The 19,243-nt window shown below is 57.0% G+C and carries 19 protein-coding genes; 12 read left to right on the top strand and 7 right to left on the bottom strand.

Annotated features, from left to right (window positions below; all coding sequences use genetic code 11):
* Positions 1 to 1,576: 1,576 nt before the first annotated feature.
* Together CMO28_RS21570 and CMO28_RS21565 are read right to left on the bottom strand one after the other, a co-directional pair.
* A complete protein-coding gene (locus CMO28_RS21570) occupies positions 1,577 to 2,662 on the bottom strand; it encodes a replication initiator protein A (protein WP_296716855.1) in 1,086 nt (361 codons plus the stop codon).
* Entirely contained in the window at positions 2,652 to 2,846 is a 195-nt protein-coding gene (locus tag CMO28_RS21565) for a hypothetical protein (protein WP_296716853.1), read from the bottom strand. The genes CMO28_RS21570 and CMO28_RS21565 overlap by 11 nt, the downstream gene beginning before the upstream one ends.
* 324 nt (positions 2,847 to 3,170) lie before the next feature.
* Between CMO28_RS21565 and CMO28_RS21560 the strand changes: the two genes are divergently transcribed.
* From CMO28_RS21560 to CMO28_RS21515, 10 genes are all read left to right on the top strand, one after another.
* A complete protein-coding gene (locus CMO28_RS21560; RefSeq protein ID WP_296716850.1) occupies positions 3,171 to 3,746 on the top strand; it encodes a thioredoxin fold domain-containing protein in 576 nt (191 codons plus the stop codon).
* Between the two features lie 2 nt (positions 3,747 to 3,748).
* On the top strand, positions 3,749 to 6,190 hold the full coding sequence (gene traC, locus CMO28_RS21555; RefSeq protein ID WP_296716848.1) for a type IV secretion system protein TraC: 2,442 nt from the start codon (positions 3,749 to 3,751) through the stop codon (positions 6,188 to 6,190).
* Positions 6,187 to 6,477, top strand: coding sequence for a hypothetical protein (locus CMO28_RS21550; protein ID WP_296716845.1), 291 nt, complete (start codon positions 6,187 to 6,189; stop codon positions 6,475 to 6,477). Before traC ends, CMO28_RS21550 begins: the two co-directional genes overlap by 4 nt.
* A 14-nt stretch (positions 6,478 to 6,491) precedes the next feature.
* Complete coding sequence (locus tag CMO28_RS21545; protein WP_296716839.1) at positions 6,492 to 6,809, top strand: hypothetical protein; 318 nt, start codon at positions 6,492 to 6,494, stop codon at positions 6,807 to 6,809.
* The gene (gene lepB / locus CMO28_RS21540) at positions 6,806 to 7,342 is read left to right on the top strand and encodes a signal peptidase I (protein WP_296716837.1); all 537 of its coding nucleotides are present in this window, start codon (positions 6,806 to 6,808) and stop codon (positions 7,340 to 7,342) included. Before CMO28_RS21545 ends, lepB begins: the two co-directional genes overlap by 4 nt.
* Positions 7,342 to 8,469: a TrbC family F-type conjugative pilus assembly protein gene (locus CMO28_RS21535; protein ID WP_296716835.1), complete on the top strand. Its 1,128-nt coding sequence runs from the start codon at positions 7,342 to 7,344 to the stop codon at positions 8,467 to 8,469. The genes lepB and CMO28_RS21535 overlap by 1 nt, the downstream gene beginning before the upstream one ends.
* Positions 8,466 to 8,936 carry a hypothetical protein gene (locus CMO28_RS21530; RefSeq protein WP_296716832.1) on the top strand — a complete coding sequence of 157 codons (471 nt, stop codon included), beginning with the start codon at positions 8,466 to 8,468 and terminating at the stop codon, positions 8,934 to 8,936. Before CMO28_RS21535 ends, CMO28_RS21530 begins: the two co-directional genes overlap by 4 nt.
* Positions 8,933 to 10,015 carry a TraU family protein gene (locus CMO28_RS21525; protein WP_296716829.1) on the top strand — a complete coding sequence of 361 codons (1,083 nt, stop codon included), beginning with the start codon at positions 8,933 to 8,935 and terminating at the stop codon, positions 10,013 to 10,015. The genes CMO28_RS21530 and CMO28_RS21525 overlap by 4 nt, the downstream gene beginning before the upstream one ends.
* A 7-nt stretch (positions 10,016 to 10,022) precedes the next feature.
* Positions 10,023 to 10,796, top strand: a complete 774-nt coding sequence (locus CMO28_RS21520) for a hypothetical protein (RefSeq protein ID WP_296716826.1) — start codon at positions 10,023 to 10,025, stop codon at positions 10,794 to 10,796.
* 132 nt (positions 10,797 to 10,928) lie between these two features.
* Entirely contained in the window at positions 10,929 to 11,654 is a 726-nt protein-coding gene (locus CMO28_RS21515; protein ID WP_296716824.1) for a hypothetical protein, read from the top strand.
* Between the two features lie 78 nt (positions 11,655 to 11,732).
* Here CMO28_RS21515 and CMO28_RS21510 read toward each other — a convergent pair whose 3' ends face one another.
* The 3 genes from CMO28_RS21510 to CMO28_RS21500 form a co-directional block, all read right to left on the bottom strand.
* Positions 11,733 to 12,662, bottom strand: coding sequence for a hypothetical protein (locus CMO28_RS21510; protein ID WP_296716821.1), 930 nt, complete (start codon positions 12,660 to 12,662; stop codon positions 11,733 to 11,735).
* Between the two features lie 182 nt (positions 12,663 to 12,844).
* Complete coding sequence (gene cas6e, locus CMO28_RS21505; RefSeq protein WP_296716819.1) at positions 12,845 to 13,429, bottom strand: type I-E CRISPR-associated protein Cas6/Cse3/CasE; 585 nt, start codon at positions 13,427 to 13,429, stop codon at positions 12,845 to 12,847.
* Positions 13,423 to 14,103: a hypothetical protein gene (locus tag CMO28_RS21500; protein WP_296716817.1), complete on the bottom strand. Its 681-nt coding sequence runs from the start codon at positions 14,101 to 14,103 to the stop codon at positions 13,423 to 13,425. Before CMO28_RS21500 ends, cas6e begins: the two co-directional genes overlap by 7 nt.
* 56 nt (positions 14,104 to 14,159) lie before the next feature.
* Between CMO28_RS21500 and CMO28_RS21495 the strand changes: the two genes are divergently transcribed.
* Both CMO28_RS21495 and CMO28_RS21490 read left to right on the top strand, forming a co-directional pair.
* Complete coding sequence (locus CMO28_RS21495) at positions 14,160 to 14,873, top strand: hypothetical protein (RefSeq protein WP_296716816.1); 714 nt, start codon at positions 14,160 to 14,162, stop codon at positions 14,871 to 14,873.
* Between the two features lie 134 nt (positions 14,874 to 15,007).
* Positions 15,008 to 17,125: a helicase C-terminal domain-containing protein gene (locus CMO28_RS21490; protein ID WP_296716813.1), complete on the top strand. Its 2,118-nt coding sequence runs from the start codon at positions 15,008 to 15,010 to the stop codon at positions 17,123 to 17,125.
* A 433-nt stretch (positions 17,126 to 17,558) separates the two neighbouring features.
* On the opposite strand, the gene CMO28_RS29965 is transcribed toward CMO28_RS21490, so the two are convergent.
* Together CMO28_RS29965 and CMO28_RS21485 are read right to left on the bottom strand one after the other, a co-directional pair.
* Positions 17,559 to 17,903, bottom strand: coding sequence for a DUF6283 family protein (locus CMO28_RS29965; RefSeq protein ID WP_416370979.1), 345 nt, complete (start codon positions 17,901 to 17,903; stop codon positions 17,559 to 17,561).
* 381 nt (positions 17,904 to 18,284) lie between these two features.
* Positions 18,285 to 18,554, bottom strand: a complete 270-nt coding sequence (locus CMO28_RS21485) for a hypothetical protein (RefSeq protein WP_296716810.1) — start codon at positions 18,552 to 18,554, stop codon at positions 18,285 to 18,287.
* Positions 18,555 to 19,243 lie beyond the last annotated feature (689 nt).

The raw sequence follows: 19,243 nt of genomic DNA, 5'->3' as shown, positions 1-19,243 counted from the left end.
GGTCGCCTCCATGACCACCAGCGCCTCACCCGGCGGGGCCAGCGCGGCCAGCAACGCGCCGTGCCCGGCCGCGTCTTCGGTGAACGGCTTGGGTTTGGCGGAGCCGCTGCTGGCGCCCACGCACCGTCTATTAGGAACCGCCACCACGCTGACCGTCTATTGGGAACCGCAATCGTCTCCTTTCCTCTATCCCATTGTTCTCAATAGCAAAATCCCGGTTTCGCAGCCGCTCGGTAAGATACATCCTGCCCCGGCAGAACGCCCATCAACGGCGACCGTCTATTGGGAACCGCTCTTCACTGACCGCTGTCGTCTATGGGGAACCGCCTGACCGTGGGTCTCCTATCATTCTGTTTTTTCGTTCTTTTTATCCGTTCCCGAGTGATGATCTGATCGATGCCGGCTTCTCGCGCCACTCATTGCCGCCGCCCACATGTCAGCATCGACCGTCTATTAGGAACCGTCGCTTCTCATCCTGCATAATCGATTGTTATTATTGACTTTCCGTCGATCTCACCCGGAACAACGCCCGTGCGAGCAGCGGGAAATCGCAGCCATCTGACCGTCTATTGGGAACCCGGACACCCGGATCGTGACCGTCTATTAGGAACCTGCCATCCTGCATTTCCAATAACCTACTGATTCTTTTACGTTTTCGACACAACGAAACAGGGCTGGTAACATCGCATCCTGTCCATTTCGCAGGTGAGACCGTCTATTAGGAACCGGACTGGTCGAACCGCGAAATGCAAAAGGCTGACGTCTGCCGCCACCAGCTTTCCGGCAGAAAGGAGCGACTAGCCGTTTCAACGACCTGCCGTTCCTTTTCTGAATGCCCGGCATCGCCGCCTGGAGGCCCCTGGAGGCGTGAAGTCACCACCTGCCACCCCCGGGCACCAGGACCTCACCGTACACGGCTGCTGAAGCGCCCCCAGGGGCGCTTCAGCGGTCCGCTCCGCCTGACCCCAATCGAGAACCTCGCGACGAAACCAACCGGCGCCGTCCGCCGGCGGCACCGGACTCCTCCGCCGGCGGCGTGGTCTCTCGCCTTACCGCGTCCTTCAGGCTGAGGTGTAGCAGTCTCAAGACACGGCCTTCGAAGAAGGTATAGTCCGGTTGGCTGGCAAACCGAACGGTCGCGACCACACTGAGGTCGAACATGGTGGATGTGATAGTGCCTCCTGGGTCTAAGTCGGGTCCTCTGATGGCGATCGGCGCCGTTTTAGAGTTTTAAATAGTTTTAAATAGTTTTAGGCCTCTTTCATGGCCTTTTTCTCCTTTGTTTTCAATTTGTTAACCGATCCCCTCGGTTCCCAATAGACGGGATTCGGTTCCCAATAGACGGGATTCGGTTCCCAATAGACGGGATTCGGTTCCCAATAGACGGTTTTCCCGGCTTGGCGGCGAAAAATGGTTCCTAATAGACGGACTCTATCCACAGGCTTGTACCGCACAGCGAAATACCTTTTTTGACATAATTGCGTGCCTTATTATCAACTACTAGGACTATTTCCCGGCCGATCACACAACAGCGAGAAGGGTAGGAGGTCGCAATACCAAGCCCCCTACCGTCCCGTCACTCGGACTCACCGCGGAACCGCATTTCCAACAACGGCCCGTCTTTCCCTTTGATTTCCGAAAGATCATAGTCCAAGAGAGCGCCTGCACTTATTATTTTACGCAATTCATACGTGAATCTCTTCAGTTCCCCTGATGACCCGGACCTTTTGTGCAAATTCTCAAAAGAATAGCACGCTTTGGATGTTCCTGCGGCTCTACGCGCAATCCTATAAATAAAGCGTGCAATTCCTCCAGTAAGACTGAAATACCGCGGATTAATGCTCAGAACCCGTGGAACGCCCGGTGTGGAACCGAAAGGTGCTACAATTTCCGTGTACACCAAATCGGAGAGGTGTATTTCAACCCAATGCGGTTTTCCGGTATCATCCGCAATCATTCTAAATGAGTTTATGAGATTTTCTGCCGACGATATCGTATAGACCTCACCGTTGGGCGCTGTCTTCTTTCTTTCAATATACACATGGGTCGTGTTCAGACGCAAAAGCATCTTCCGAAGCTCCGCTGCCTGCCTTCCACCGTGTTCTCTGCCAAGAAATCGCAAGATATCTGCAATGGCCGGTCTGAATATCTTTCCTCCGAGATGGTGCGGGGCCTTTCGTGCGGATATACTGTTCCTTTCTATTCCATACGTCAGATGGCCAGCGGCCATCATCATTAAATCATAATCGTAAATCGTCGCCATCCCATGCGGTCCGGACGTAACCGTTACAGTGCCGTCAGAGAGTTCATAGCGGATCGTAGTATTCTCTGCCTTCCATGCCTTCGAGAGCCGGAAGACCGCCACATCCATCATGACGGTCAAGTCGCGCGACTTGGGCGAATGCGGTTCACCGAAGAAGAAGAACTCCAGTTGACTGGAATCGGCCTGAGAAATGTCCGATACCACTACGGGGTTCTCCGGCGCCGTCACCACTGCCGTTCCGGTCGTTCTCTCCTTATGCCGGATGTCTTGTGGTTTGGTCTTTTGCTGCTTTTCTCTGAACGCCTTGGCAAGCTTTTCTAGCTTCCCTTCCAGCGCGGACTCTGCTTTTGCGCCTTCTTCATCCCCCGACCCAGAGCGGCGCTTTTTTTCATCTGGCATTGGTGGCATCCCCAGTCAGACGGAACGTCACGGCATCGCTCAAAATCAGGTTGATCATCGCCGCGCGGGACAAACCGCGCTGGTCAGCGAGGGCGTCTACTGCTGTGAGTAGCTCCGGCGCCACCGTCAGGCTGATCTGCTTCTTGCGCGGACGCCGGCGGGCGGGGGGGTCGCGTTGGGGCATGGGTGTTCCTACCTTCTAAGCACCAATTCAGACGATATCAACTTGATATCAATTTGATCACCCTGCCGATAATCCCAGTTTTGTCAATGAAAGAATTCCCCGGTGGAACGTGTGCCGATCACCAAAACCCGCGGCGGTTTCCGCTAGGAAGACCCGCTAGGCTAGTGGCCTAAGCTCCAGGAGGTCACTGTGCGGTCAAAGTCCATCACGTTCGGCATAGCAGCGCTTGCGATAGCTGCACTGGGAGGAGCCACTTCATTCGCTCAGACGAGCGCTGGGGAGGGGGCCGTAAAGCGTATCGAGAAGCTCCCCATTGATGCTCTGATGCTTGTCGAAGATGCCCAAGGTCGGATCACGTTTCAGACCCCTAGCGGCCGTTTCATCATCCGTGGGCAACTGTACGATACCTGGGGCGGCTATCTCGTGGACTCCCCTGATGCTGCACGCAGGTCCATGACCACGCTCCCGATGGACCGCGTCCCCATGGCTCAGCTCGGCGCCATCACTGTGGGTGCCGGCACTGACCAGGTGGTCGTGTTCGTGGACCCCCTTTGCCCACATTGTCATCGGCTGATGGCTGCCATAGACCAGCTAGTCCAATCCTCCGCCACACGATGGCGATTCGATATTCTCGTTCTGCCGGTTCTTGGTCGCGATTCCGAGATCGCGGCGCGCCAGATCGAATGCGCGGCGGACGTCGACGCGGCTCGCACGGCTCTTATCACCGGCACCTCACCGGCCGCCCTCCAGCAGAAGCCGACCTGTGACCTCCAGCACATGAGTAACCGCCTTATAACGGCCCAGCTCATTGGTATCAAAGGCGTGCCGCTGATCATCGCGCCAGATGGCCGGCTACAGCAGGGCGTGCCTGACAACCTTCTTATGTTCCTGGAGGGATAATCATGCAGCCCATGCGTATCCCGGATGAGCGGGCCTCTGATCTGCTGCGACCACAAGCATATGATCCCGAGTACCGGGTCTTCTTGTGTGATGACAAGAGTCTCGGCTTTGGTTTTATATGCGCCCCGCTGTCTGGGGCCGACGACGCCGTCGCGAATCATCTGTCCGTACTGTTTAACAGTAACTGGCCGGAGGACACGATCCTTCAATTCAGCCTCATTGCCTTCCCTGATATTCGCCATATCCTCGACCTCTTTATGAAGGTCCGCGAACCGGCTTTTGATCCAAATGGCGGCGATCCTCTGCTACGCAGAGTGACCAACGACCGCCACGCATATCTCAGATCATGTATCGATCTGCCTATGAATGATTATTCGCACCTCCGGCTCCGTGATTTTCTCCTCCTTGTCACTGTGAAGATCCCAATTTCAGGCTCCGGCGCGATGCCAGAAGAAAAAGATCTACGGCGCTCAAAAGAATTGAGTATCGAAGTCGGCAAAATCCTGGATGGACTTCATATGCAACCGACCACACTTACGCCATCTGCCTACATTCATCTGATGAATGGTATTCTAAATCAAGGAGAACATGCACATTGGCGCCAATCATCATCTTTCGATTGGGATGAACATCGCCCGATTGCTGAACAGATATTTGATCATGATGCCCCAATAGTCGTGCATGATGACCATCTCGAGGTTGGAAATCACCACATTACTGTGCTCTCAGTTAAACAGTTCCCGAAGCTCGTCGCTTTTGGCGGTATGATTAATCTCATTGGCGACATGACCACAGGCGCGTCAGCTATCGCATGTCCCTTTGTACTGACTGCCAACATTCATATTCCCAACTCGCACACCACTCAGCAGAAATTGGCCAGGCGGCAGGCGTTCCTGACCAAGCAGGCATATGGGCCGTTGACGGCCTGGGTGCCCGGCCTTTTTTCTCAAAAAGAAGGATACGACGAGCTAACCCGCGCAATCGCAGACGGCGGTCGGCCGCTCCATTTGGCGCTCTCGCTGATGCTTATCACGGGTGATCGTGACAGCCGTATTGAAGCCGTAAGCCAAGCCATACAGTTGTGGCAAGGCAATCGAATGGTGGCGATGCCGGACAAACTCATCATGCTGCCTATGGCTTTGGCTGTGCTGCCCTTCGGGGCCGAATTGAGCATGGTCCAGCAACTTCAACGCTACCGGACAATGTCTACGCAACATGTGGTTCGCCTCTTGCCCATCTTCACAGAATGGCGTGGCACATCCACGCCATTGATGACGTTCGTCAGCCGCACCGGTCAATTGATGGCATTTTCACAATATGACTCGAACACAAATTACAATGTAGTCATTGCCGCCGAATCCGGCGGCGGAAAATCCTTCATGACGAACGAGATGATTGCCAGCTCTCGTGCAGCTGGAGCCATCGTACGGGTAATCGATATCGGCCGGAGCTACGAGAAGCTCGCCGAAAGCCTCGGCGGCGCAAATCTTGTCTTTGGGCCTGATGCCAAGCTGGATCTGAATCCCTTCCCACTAGTCACGAACTGGTCGGAAGACCGAGACGTTCTCATGGGCCTCATTGAGGCCATGGCCGCACCAACCATGCCACTCACCGATCTCCAACGTGCCTCTCTGGGTGACCTCTTGTCACAAGTCTGGGAGATGCATGGTCATGCTGCACGGATCGATGACGTGGCTGCCGCGCTGCTGAACGCGGACGATCCTCGGGTTCGAGACATTGGTGTCCAGCTTTATCCTTTCACCGTCGCTGGCGACTACGGACGATATTTTGACGGGAGCGGACAACGCGTCGACTTCCAAAATTCATTTATAACCTTGGAACTTGAGGAGTTGGCGGGCTCGGATCACCTCCGAAAAGTTGTACTACTGGTCCTCATTTATCGGATCCAGCAGGAAGCATACCTAGGAGACCGATCCGTTAAGAAGTTGCTGATTATTGATGAAGCTTGGCAGCTTATGGACTCGCCTTCTGTGGCGGCCTTTCTGAACTCTGCGTTTCGCCGTTTCCGGAAATACAACGCGTCGGCCGTCGTCATTACACAGTCGCTCAATGATTTCTTTCAGACGTCAACCGGCGTCGGTAAGGCAATCCTAGAGAACGCAGCAACGATCATGCTACTGGCCCAAAAGGGGTCCACCCTCGAAAAATTGAAGGTGAGCGGTGATTTGCCGATTGACGCCGCATATTTGCCGCTCATCAAAACGGTCCACGTCCGGAAGGATGAATACTCAGAGGTCTTTATCGCTACCAACAAGAGCGGTGGCATTGGGCGCCTCTACGTCACACCATTTGCGCAACTTCTGTACTCAACGGCCCCAGCTGACGTCTCTGCAATCAATCGATACAGACAACAAGGTCTTACGGTCGAACAAGCCATCGAACGTGTTTTGGACGAACGCTCTGGTAAGGTAATCCTCGGATGAATCGCTGGGCAACAATGACGATGAGCTTGGTTGCCGGTGCTTTCGGCGGCGCGTTGTGTGTCTGGGGCCTCTCGACATTTCTACCGTCACCGCCGCCACCCCCAGAAATCATCATCGTTGATACCGCACAGGAGCTGCTGCTCCTGGAGCAGGAATTCCGAGGTGAAGACGCGCCTGCGCTGATCGGACGCCTCAATGGTCGGCTGCAGGCGCTTGGGGCAAAAGGCTACATCGTGCTCGATCAGGCCGCTGTCTTGGCGGCGCCGCCGCGGCTATCTCTCAGATGAAGGAATGCAATGTCATGTACAAGATCTTGACAGCCGTTGTGCTCCTGTCTGTGGCCGTAATCGACGTCACGGAGGCTCTCGCTGAACAGTCCGCAGGATACCGTGGCGATCTGGCGCCTATCGTCGTCGATACCGAAAGCACCATCGCCCTCCTCGCTGATCAGTACCCAGGTCTCTCCATCCGCGAACTGATGGAACTCCTGGAGGTTCAAAAAGACGACCTTCAAACGATCGGCTATGTCGTTTTCGACCGACGCACACTCCTCACAGCCGAGTTTCAGCTTCTTCTCCAACCGCTCGCTATGCCCGCTCCCGAGGAGTCTGGCGAATGAAGCAAATCGACATAACGACCGCTCTCCGTACCGCTGTGCGGGCCAGGCGTGTCCTGTTCTGGCAGGCCACGACCATAGGCATACTGGCCATTGCCGTCGGCTCCGTATTCTTCGACAGGTACCGCATCGGCATAAACCTCCAGGAAGAGCACTGCATCCCTGGTACCACCATAATGATCGTTGACCTCGCCAGGCGGGACATCGAGCGTGGTGGCATCTACGCATTCGAGACACCCGAGCTGCTTCGCCCCATCCTTCCTGAGGGGGTAGGGCTTGCTAAACGCATCCTAGGACTGCCTGGTGATCACTATGCCGTAACCCGTGATGGCATCTTCATCAACGGGAAGAGGGTAGGGGAGGGCCTCCCATATGCGCAACGTTTCGAACGGCCGGAGGGCTTCTTCCATAGGGAAGGTCGCGTCCCTGATGATCGCGTCTGGGTCATGGGGGACACCCCGAATAGCCTCGACAGCCGCTACATCGGCACTCTACCGATCGAATCGGTAGTCGGGCGCGTGGAGCCCGTTTTCTGATGAGACATCCGTTCGTGATTCTTCTTGCCGGTCTGGTTAGCTTTGGCCCACCAAGCCACGCGGGACCGCAAACTGAACATCTGAACGCCGCGGCCGAAGATATCGCTACTGCCGCACGCACACGTGCAGCTCCCATTGATGAACTTCTTCCAGACCGGCAAACCCTCTTACCAAGGGCGCAAGGCGCGCACGGTGAACAGCAGGAGATCGTGCTGGCGCTGTCACGCGCTTTGCCGGCCGGTGAATTCCGACGCATCTTGGCGCACCTGTCGGGGCGCCCACATGTCCGCGTCATCCTTCGTGGACCAATGCCAGGCGAGACAGTGGGCGATGTTGCCCGTGCCCTGCGTGCCATTGCTGAACACACCGATGTATCGGTCGATATCGATCCTGGCTTTTTTCGCCGCCACGACATCACCGCCATTCCGGTGATGCTCCTGCTCGACCACGATGAAGCGCTTGTCAAAGTGCGTGGATGGGCAGACGTTGACGCACTCCAAGCCCGTGTCGAGGCCGGCGACCGTGGAGATCTGGGCACAATGGGCCCGGTTATACCTGTCGCCGAACTCGACCTCATAGCGGTCATGCAGTCCCGCGCTGCCACCCTCGACCTCGAGGCCGCACGAGCCCGGGCCCGCGACCGCTATTGGCAACAGGCGCAGTTCCAGGGCCTGCAACCCGTGAAGGTGAACACCACACGGCAGATCGATCCGCACGTGGTCGTCACCCAACCGATCCGCGACGCTGATGGCTCGGTGCTGATCGAAGACAACACCCGCATCGACCAGCTGAGCATCCGGCCATTCACCATGGCCTTGATCGTCATCGATGGAGCAGAACCTGCTCAACGTCGGTTCGCCCACGCCGAAGCGGAAAACGCCCTGGCCAAGGGGCTGCGCCCACTCGTTCTGCTCACCAACCTTGATAGGGCCGGGGGGTGGGATAGCTGGAATGCGATTGCGGAGGAGGTCGGACAACACCCCTACCTGCTGACCACCGAAGTCAAAGACCGGTTCGACCTGCGCGCGGTGCCTTCGATCGTGACCGCTGAAGACGGCACATTCGTGGTGAGAGAGTATGTCGTCGGCCAGGTCCAGGCGGATAAAGAGGGGGCGCCTGGCTCATGAGCAACATAGAGATCGTCGTAGCAGGTACGCGTCGGATTATCGGCCATCTCGTGATGGGCTCTATCGAAAGCGCCATCGCCTCGGCCAGCTCGGAGGCTGGTTTGCTGATCCTCTGGCCGGTGCGATCGCAATTGTCAGACGAGGCCATAACGGCGCTCGGGTCTGTCCGCACACTGATCCCATGTGCACCGCCATGCTTGGCGAGGCGCACCACCATTCCTCGGATGGCCCTGGATTTGACCGATGCGCAGCCAACGGATGTGCAACGCCTGATTCTGGATGGCGACTACCCACAGGTAGCGCTGATGCCGTATCACGCCTATCCAGCTTTGGACAGGATCGTGATCGGCCTGCCGCGGGAGCGACCCCTTCTTCCTATCGTCTACGACGTGCCGGGGTCGGATTCTGCCAGACAGCTCATCAAGACGGGCGTTTTCGCATACGCGCTCGGGGAGAACCGCACATGACGAGGTCTGGCTGCATCTATCTGGCTCTGCGGCTCGCCCTTTTGGCTATTGCCGGCCTCGCACCATGGGCCGCTTGGGCTGATGGCACTCCAACTGCGCAGAGCGCGGAGGAGGGAGCGGAGGAGGGAAGTGATGACCTGACCTGCCCCGACTCAGGCTTGCTGACGGGCAAGCTGATCACGGATATCTGCTGGGAATGCATTTTCCCGATCCGCGTTGCTGGTCTCACGCTTGGCCGCCGAGGTTCCGTGCCCCCAGACGCTTCGGATAAAAAGCTGTGCCTGTGCGAGGACGCTGCTGGTACGCCAAAGCCTGGCTTCGTGGTCTCAATGTGGGAGCCGGCACGCATCATTGAGCTGGTGCGAACGCCGGGGTGCAGTCCAGCGCTTGGCGGGATCCGGCTGCCTATGGACAGGCGTTTCCTCGCCACGACAGGAAACGCCGACCGTGATAGTGGCGATATATCGATGTACCACTATCACTACTACTCATTTCCACTGCTCATCATGATGGATCTGTTCGTTGAGGATCGATGCAGTGCGGACGGGTACATGGATTTCGATCTCCTGTACCTCTCCGAGCTGGATCCCACGTGGTCCAACTCGGAGCTGGCCTTCTTCACGAATCCGGAAGTGGCTGCGGTCGCCAACCCGATCGCGCAGGCAGCCTGTTCAGCCGACGCACTGGCCGCCGCCGGCGGATATCCTCTCCGAGGGCTTTTCTGGTGCGCTGGCTCGTGGGGATCGCTCTACCCGCTGAGCGGCGACCAGGCCACGGTTGGCGATATGGTCCGCGATACCAGTCTTCTGGCTACCCGCGCGACTGCAGCGCTTCATCGCCGCGGTCTCGCCTGGCGCACCATGGGGAATGACGCGCTGTGCCGTGGAAGGCTAGACCCCATGTTCCCCAAGACCCAGTACAGGGCCAGCATGTTCTGGCCAGTGCCGGAGACCCGATCAAATCACGTGATTGGCCAGAGCACGCTGATCTGGGGGATGGGCCGCCAAATTCCAGCCATCGGCGAGGACGCCGTGATCCTGATGTGGCGCTGGAACGACTGCTGCACGGATTTTCTATGAGGTCTTCATGCTGAAACAACAGACGTCCCGGACCGAAAGCAGCGGCGCCCGAAAGGGTAGGGTAGGGCGGCAGCTGGTCCTGCTGGTTGTGGTGGTGCTGTGCAGCGCCTACGTCGGCCGCGCGGCTTTCTCTGGTGCCCTCAGCGCGATCGGGCTCGTCCTTGTGACCATTCTCATCTGCGGCACCGCCTACTGGCGCTATCAGCCATCCAAAGGCGATGCCGCCCGTCTCCGGCAGGCTCTGGCCGACCGCTACTTCCACACCAGCGGTAGCGAGGTCGTGATCACCATGCTGGGAGCCGAGCACCACATACAGGTGGCTGACGCGGACCTTGTGGCGCCTCTCCCGCTTGAGGATCGTGTCGGCCCCTATGCAGCGCTGGCTCTTCACCACCGTCATGAGAGCGTGCCACCGTCAGTGCAACGGCGATACGACGCTTATCGGTCCGGATACCTGGAATATTTGACCATCTTCATCGTGGTGCTTGCGATCTGGGGCGCTATTACCGACGCACCTGTGTGGTATCTCGTGGCTTGCTTCGCGTTTTGCCGCTTCATCCTCATCCCGCTCAGAGTCGGGGACCAGGTGATCTCTGAATGGCGAGAGATACCGGTGTTCGATCCAAGCGAAGATGATCTTCAGATGCGGACGTTCGAACATGAAGGGCGTGCCATACAATACTGTGCCATATTTATTGCGTGTATCACATTTTTTTACTTGAATAATATTGGATACTGGTCGCCTATATTCAGTCATCTAGGAAATTTCGGGTATCAATGACCACTGAACGTCAGATCTAGTTAAAAAATGGAGCTACCTATGAAGATCAGTAGGATCTACACAGTCGCGGCATACCAGCCAATCGGCGAATGGATCGCCGCCCGCATGTTCTCTCGTGGAGAACGTATGTGGATGACGGACGAGGATGTTGCAAACGCCGGATGTTGGTTTGTCTTGATGCTGGGAATCGTTGGTTGCTTCGCACTCTTCGCTGTTGGTGGGGGTGTGGTGACGCTTGATCGCTCTAACATTTATGGCGGCATCATGGTCGGCGCGATCGTTGTCGCATATGGGCTGCCAGTGATTGTATGGAAGATCGTACAATCACGGCTGTCACTATCTGTGGCCAATCAACTAACCAGAAATTATTTTCGCACCAATATCGAACCCTTCACCGATATTGATAACCTGCCATTTTATCGTGTACTTGGCACCGCAGCGGCTACGACTATCGCCCTTAATAGCTACATGGCGCCTATGTCCCTGCGTGACCTCCGGGACCAACACGGTTGGCAGCTAAACACAAAATACTCTGTCATGTCGGCTCTTGTAATTGCTGCTATTATTGCCGCATTTGGCTTTGTGATCGCCTACTCCGTAAATCTAAATGTTTCTTTTGCCGCAATTTTTATGACATCTGTGGCATATAGATCCGCATCCGATTTGATATTTTATTGCCGTCACCGATTGGGAGTCATCTCTTCTGATTGGAACCGTCCGGTTATAAACCCCATCACTGGGGAGATCGATTACACGAAAACGAAGGTTCGCACCCCGTTGTTTCTGATCGCTTCACGGGTTGCCTTCTTGATTGCGGCCGTGCTTGCCATCTCGCAAGAATTCGCAGTCATCATCTGAGCGAAACATCACCCCCCACGGAACAAGGCCGTCCACCGGATAAGGTGGACGGCCTTTTTTAAAGCCTGGCAGTTATGATCACGCACGCTTCGCGGAAGGTGCACGAAACTCGAACGCGCCCGAGCCCAGGCGATCCATAAACGTCCTCTCCGCATCTGCAAGCCAGGATGGGACATCAAGGCCCTCGAACGGCCTCATGCTCACGAGCCCGATCTCTTCGAACTGCGGCGCCATGCCATGGCGTACGCTCGCCTTCCACTCGCCTGCGACAAGGCCGCACCCGTGGGCAAGATGCGCACCGATGAACGGATCCAATGACCAGTAGCGCAAAGCGGCTATTGCCAGTCCGATCTCGTCCAGAGACGCCAGACGAAGCGTCATCCTGTGGGACATTTCAGTCCCCGCTGGAATGACCTCGTAGCCATCCAGTGGTCTCTGGACCGAAACCGTCGAGAAAGCGGCTTGTGCATGGTCGTCGACTTCCTTCTGAAGCCGATTGAGTTCCGCCTTCAGATGAGCGACATCTTCCGGCGCCGCTCCTTTCCGGTCAGCTGCTCGAAGTTCCCTCTCGAGCTTCTCGGCCTGCTTCCGCTTTGCCGATCGCAGAGCGTTATGCTCTGTCATCGCGAGGAACCGGGCACGCTCATCTTCCGGCAGCAGCTGGAGGGCGTCGGCCGAGCGCACGAAATCGTCAATACGCGCCCCGCCAATGACCTCTGCACTGATCGGTTTGGTTGGCAAGCCAGCTCCGATATAAAAGCGCGATCGATCCCACGGTTCTCCGGCCCCGAAAAGGCCGATGATGGGGTTTCGAGCGCGGCGGGCCGCGGCTGCAACCAGGTCCGCCTTTTCCTCTTTCTCGGCGCCCTTAACGCCACCGAGAACGTTGTAGTAGTGATCATCCAGAAGAAAAACTGGACCACCACCTCCAAGCGCGTGCCGCACCACATCGACCGCCTTGCGGCGAAGCGTGCCGCGAATGCCTGGTCCCGGGAAGATCGGCACCATGGCAACCGCTGTGCCATCTATGAGCACGGTAGCCTTCGGGATTGGCTTCGGCGGATTGCTTTGCCCAGGCAAAGCACGTCCTTCCGGTGTCCCAGGCGGATTCGTTGCGAGCGGACTCACCGCTCTAATAACACCCTCAAAGCGAACAGTGTATTCCACTGATTTCTCTCCTCTCATCACTATCAATATGTCGTCAACAGTCCGAAGCCTAGCGCCCGCGCTCGTCCTATTCCCTTGGTCATGGCAAGAACGAACCGGTCATAGTCGAGTACTTTGAGCGAGCCAGTGAACACGCATCGTTCTTGTCGGAAGGACACGCCCTGTCGTTCGAACGGTATGCCGGCCGAGACAACGTCCGGGGTCTCGACCAGTTCAAAACCGCTGCGCACTGCCTTCTGCGCCAGCCAAGAGATACGCGCTGCCTTGTCACCAGCGGGAAGGGCCACAGCTCGCGTCCGCACACGTCCGTCCTTCCTCTTTCGTCCATGTTGGTCATCTGCTCGACCAGTAGGCGAAGCAACTAAACGAAAGGGCGCGACAGCGCCTGCAGCAGGGATTCTGACAGGCATACTCGCCGCGAGGAAAGGCGCCGGAAGACACTCTGACCGAATAGTGACGACCCCACCCATTTCTGGCTCGAAGCTAAACAGGAAGGCGCGGTGTCCATCACCTTTCGGTCCCAGCATCGCCGTGTAGACCATTTCGTGGATCATATAGGCATTAGCTGGCATTCCCGCTGGCATTGTCAAAAACACTTCTCTCAACATCCAGCCTCCTCAGCAGCTGACACCTTTGCTGCTTTCAGCTTCACATTTATTACCAGCATAAGTGCTTGCCACTCTCCGCTTCCTGGACGAGGAAGAATCTCAAGAAGGCCCTCAAGCCGAGGCTGTTTGGCAATGAGCGAATCGATTTGCTGGTCAATGAACGCGGCCTGAGCAGGATCACGTTCGCGCGCATCAATCAGATAGCCCAGGCGTTTCCAAGCATCGCCTTTCAGTGGCGCGACAGCGGCGAGCGCGGCCCGCAAAGGCCGCATCCTGACTGTCCAAATCTGATCGCCGGCAAATGTCACCATGTCGGGTGTCGAAAGGACCATGCGCCCATTTCTTGCCGGGCTTTTTCCGTAGACCGTTGCCAAGAACGGCTCTCCTGGAGGGCTTTGGAGAATGTCTGCCATCCAGTTCGGAATTGTGCGCCAGCTACCGGGGTGGAGTACAACTGAAGGAGGCAAGGCACGCGGTGGCACAATATCGGCCATCAATGTCGCGCCGTTTTCAGTCACCACAGACATCGCCTTGCCGGCGCCCAGACGCATCGATACCTGCTTGGTCGGATGCTGATAAGTCTGACTCATGGCCCGCTGGAAGCCACCATCGGCGTTCGGCGTTAGGTCAAGATGTCTGCCGAGAGATCTGTACCATAAAGCCTGGAGATCCATGACACCCCCTATGAATGATCTATGCAGTTGCGTAGCGTGTTTCGATAGGCTAGTCAATGATGGTCACCGCCTGGGAGGCAGATGTGAAACCGTTCGTTGTTCGGATCCAACTCTCTTCGCCGGTTATCCTCGGCAAGCGCCTGGCCCTTGATGGCCTCCTGGCAGCGCTCCTTTTTGAGCGCACCAATGATATCGATACAGCGCACCAAGCTATCCCTTTGGCGCGCTGGGGCAGTGTATGGCGAGGGTCCGCCGCGCTCATCGAAGGACCCGCACCAATTCGAGAGGTGGTCGTCATTCAAGCCCTCAAGCCACAGCACGAGCTGTCACCATCTAATCTACTGCCGGGTCGGAGGGGCTTCCCACGCATGGACGTCGCCTCAGGACCTTTCCGGAATCAGATGAGCAAGTACATCAGCTATGACACGCCGGCCATTTGGTACACAGGGTGCGGAGATATTCCTGCCGTCAGCGGCCTTCTGGCCGACGTCACCAACATCGGTACGAAGCGGACATCCGGGTACGGGGAGGTCCATTCTGTCGATATCGAAGAGATCGATTTCGATCGAGCTGGCCTCACATTTGTGGATGGTACGCCGGCGCGCGCCATTCCGGCCGACGAATGGGCAACGATCAGTAACCTCGAGGCCGAGATGGCATATGAGCCCATCGAACCGCCATACTGGCGCAGTCCTCACGTTTTGTGTGCCGTGCCTGCGCACAGCATCGTTGCATATGCCGCAGTGCGGCGCCTGACGGGAGTGGATTGAATCCTATGGCCAATCTCATCGAGCTGACCAGGCAGGCATTCGCCCCGGATGGTCCACTAGCCGCTGCCCGCCGGGCCCAAGGGCGGGCGTTCCGCCCAGATCCTGTCCAGCTTGCGTATGCAGAGCGGGTGGCCATGGCCCTGGATGTGCAGGTTGACTCAGGCCAGCACGGCGCTGTAACGGCGCTTGAGGCCGAAACTGGCGTCGGCAAATCACTCGGGTATCTGGTACCGCTTCTTTTGCGGACCGCGCTGGTTCAGCGCAAGGGTTTGGTGTCGACATTCACTTTGCAGCTGCAGCAGCAGCTGCTGGATGAAGACACTCAATATGCTTCGGAAGTGTGTCACACCCTACTCGGTGTGCGGCCGAAGATTGCCAAGCGCATGGGCCTGCGGAACTTTCTATCACCAACGCGTGTCGAGGCGCTTGCTGAAGCGCTCCACGCAAAACACCGACTGACCCCAGACATCAAAGACATTCTTGATGCCCTCTTCGTGCATGCAAAACAAGGCGGTGACATGCGCGAGTGGATCTCCGCATATGGCCAGCTGCCGCCCACGATCGATGAAGGAGAAATTTGTCTCCTGCCGACGTCGCCGGAAGAGGAATCAGAGCGCTACCGCGCACACTTAGCTGATGCCATAGACGCGGACGTACTCGTCGTGACTCATGCGCTGCTCATGACATCGGCGCTCAGATGGAACACCGTACTGTCGCCTAAAGATAACAGCGAAGGCGGATTCGATGCTGCAGTGATCGATGAAGCCGACAGACTCAGTGACGCAGCGGCGCTTTCGGCACAGCGCCGTGTGAATTCGATGATGCTGCAACGTGCTGCTCGGTTTCTGAGCCATCTTGGTGCACCAGACCCATCGGATTCTCTCCTGAAGGAAATTGCGACGTGGCGCCGTGATATGGACGCCCTCTACGGAACAGTCGTTTCCCGCGGCGGCGCCGGCATCAGTCGACTCGGCCATGAAGAATACATCGTGCTGTCGGATCCGCGTCATGCGGCAGTTATGATGCAGGCGCGCGGTGCTGCCGTGACGATGGCAGCCGCTCTGAAGGAAGGCTATGTTGCGGCTCAGCGTAGAGGCGCGGCGGAGGATGACCTCCGGTACATCCGCGATATTGCCGCAGAACTCCGTGATTTTGTGGCGGGTTGCGAAGATGCAAGCGATTTCCGGGTGCCTATGCTCTCTTGGTCACCTGTACGCGAGTGGCCCGCTTTCGCTCTTGTGGGACTACGGCCCGGTCGCTTGTCGGCTCGCCTCTGGCGGTCGTCTGAGGTGGCGCCACCCTTTATTCGCTCGATGGTGATGACATCGGCGACCCTGGATGCCCCGGGGGATGGTGAAGCAACTTTCTCTGAACTTCGAACGGCGCTGGGTCTTATCCCGGGCTACTCGAACTTCCAGGCCGAATTGAGCGATCGCTTTCGGCCACGAAAGTTCGGGCGTCTGTCGTTCGTGCTCGCCGACCGCCGGGTCCCCAACCCGTCATCCTCCGGGGCCTCTGAAGCAGACTTGGAATCGGATGGCGATGGCGGCAGTAGTCATCCGCAGTGGTTGGCATATGTGGCCGCCGGCATAAAGATGGCTGCTGAGTCTGGTGGCCGCGTTCTCGCTTTGACAAATTCCTTCCGGGATACATCCGCCCTGGGGGCGCTTCTCGAAAGCGCCGGCTCGAAGGCCATTGTCCATCAGCCTGGCATGAAGCTGGGCGACATGATTCCGACGTTTGTGGCTGACGAGAATGCAGTGTGGATCAGCCCGACAGCTTGGGAAGGGCTCAATCTTCCTGGCACGATTAACCATCTCGTCATCACGAGGCTACCCTTCCCGTATTTCGAACCTGCTAGAAGGCTTGCTTTGCTTGATTCTATGATGGCGAGGGGGTACTCCCTCGCTAAGGCTAGAGGTGTAATCTATGGAATCGCGCAGAAAGAGGCCCGTCGACGCTTGCGGCAGGGTATTGGCCGCGCGATCCGGGCTGAGAGTGATAGCGCTACGGTGTGGATACTGGATCCACGGTTCCCTCTACCGGACTCGATCACACGAGATCCGAGGCAGCGTATCGCGAACACTGGAACGGTGTTCGCGCCCTTCGTGTCTGCGATACCCGATCGGTTTCGCACAGGTTTGGGGGACACGTATAGTGCATCAGCGATCTTCCCGCTCACCATACCTGACGATGTACAGGAGGTTTTTCTTCCGAAAGAAGAGGATCTTTTTTCTTCCATTTCAGAATGATGGGGTACACCGAGAACGCTTACCCCGTGTTTGATGGGGTGCTGAAACGTACAGTGATTCTGGGCGCGTGCGGTCTGGAGAACGCTTACCCCGTGTTCAATGGGGTGCTGAAACAATGGACGGCGCGCGGGCATTTTCTGATGAGAACGCTTACCCCGTGTTCGATGGGGTGCTGCAAATATGAATGATCCATGCAAAAATTATCCCGGTATTGGGATTATGTTGCATGGCGTACCAGCAGGATATAGGCCGGTTCTTTCGAGCCGGCCTATATCCATTATCACTGTTTGCATTTTTGAAGTGGGGCTCCGCCTAGTGACAACGTAGGCAGAAAAGTTTTTTCAAGTTGATCCTGCCTCACCTCCGGTGAGGATCAGGTCAGCTACTGTTTGCTCCTCCAGGCATTCATCTTCGACAGTGTCAGTGCCGCTAACTATTTTGGTAGTGTGTCATCAAATGTTTCATGCTGAGGCCCGTCAATTTTGATTTCATCGATATTCGTGCAGTTTCTAAGGGCCAGTCTCAGAGCGATATTGTTTCCTCGGCCCATCTGATTCCACACCCAGCCGATGCAGTGCGCTTCAGCTCCACGTGGTGTTTCATGGCACGCCATGACACGGAGGGGACCGGCCGACGGGAAGCTGCCAGGATCGGCAATCGTCATGCGAAGGCGCAAATGCTGGTCCACGCTATAGCCATTGGGGATGACGGTTGGGTCTGTGGATCGCTTCCATGGGCATTTGTTGCACTGCCTGGTTCGTTTTAATTGCCATGTCATCTTGTTGTTGCCTTTTTAATTTTCGGGTGACGCTGCCACTTCGAGCATAGCATGAGGGAGGTCGATGCCCAGCGGTTGGGCCGAAACCGGGGGGGATATTTTATCGGGCTTTGAAGTATGAAATGAGGCGGTTCCATATTCATGCTTCCACCCAACTCCTACCACAACCACCCAATGTCCGAGCCTCGGAGCGATAGCCAACAGAGCGGTGGATCGGCTTGCATAACCGGGGCCGCGTTGTCTCAGAATGTACCTGATACATTATTATATCTGATACATGATTTTGATTTCGCATTTGACGCGCTGCTGACGGGATGAAGCCGCTTATTTGGTGGCATGGTGCAGTGCGAAAACCTAGAACATGATATTGAAAGTTGTGCATTAACAGAGAGTTGGCTCATATACCGCGATAGCAACCTTTAAAGTCCGATAATACTTTCTTATCGACTTTGGATGCCCAATTCTAGGGATCGCGGCTGCCACAGCCCGAGCTAGGGGAACCATGGTGCGGGTTACCGTTGAAATGGCATTGAGCGGAAGATGGTGGACCAGCAACGCGTCGTCCCGATCCTGAATGTCAGCAGGCTGGATCTGCGCTTCCAGCATCATGCCGTGCGTGTCGGGGACGATGTGGTCGGGGATAGTGGTCATGGGCGGGCTTCCTGTGCCTCTGCCGGCGGGGGGATTGACCGGCATTTACGATCCTCTACGATGGATGGGTTCCCCCGGTCACCGGGGATAGGCCCTACCTGGTAAAAAAGCCGAATGTTCCCCCGGGCGCCGGGGATAGACCTTATTTCTCTTTCGGCTTCGGCGGGGAAGGCTGGCAACAGTAGAAGGGCGGTTGCTTTGGCAGCCGCCTTTCTGCTTTTTGTGATCAGCGCCCGATGGGTTACTGATCCGGGTTGACCAGATCAAGCGAGCCGAAGCGGCAATGACCCTGCTTGAAGGGGTGCTTGTCTCGCCTGCCGGCCGGCGGCCCCCGAGCAGAAACACATTGAGGATGACCAGCTCGACGGCGGCAACCGCCATGCTGATGATCAGCCAAAATTCCGGGAAAGTATTGGTTGCGATCTGCGGTCATATAGTAGCTGTATCGCGGCCGCGGACGCGCACGAAAGAGGGCTGAGGTAGACGCTTCTAAAGAACGCCGGCTCTTGGCCGCCTGAGCGAGGCCAACGCCCTCCATGACCGCGGAATGCCGGAAACCGCCGGCATCTTCGCCCGCACCGGCGTGAACTCGCTGGCCCGGGCAGCCGCCCCCCTGTTCGCGCTGATCGTGCGGCTGAAGAGCCGGGCGGTGCATCGCGACGTGCCGACCCTGCGCCAGCGGGTGATCG

It is taken from the genome of Tistrella sp. (assembly GCF_002684955.1).
Taxonomy (GTDB): Bacteria; Pseudomonadota; Alphaproteobacteria; order Tistrellales; family Tistrellaceae; genus Tistrella; species Tistrella mobilis.
This window is presented reverse-complemented; position numbering and strand designations above follow the sequence as displayed.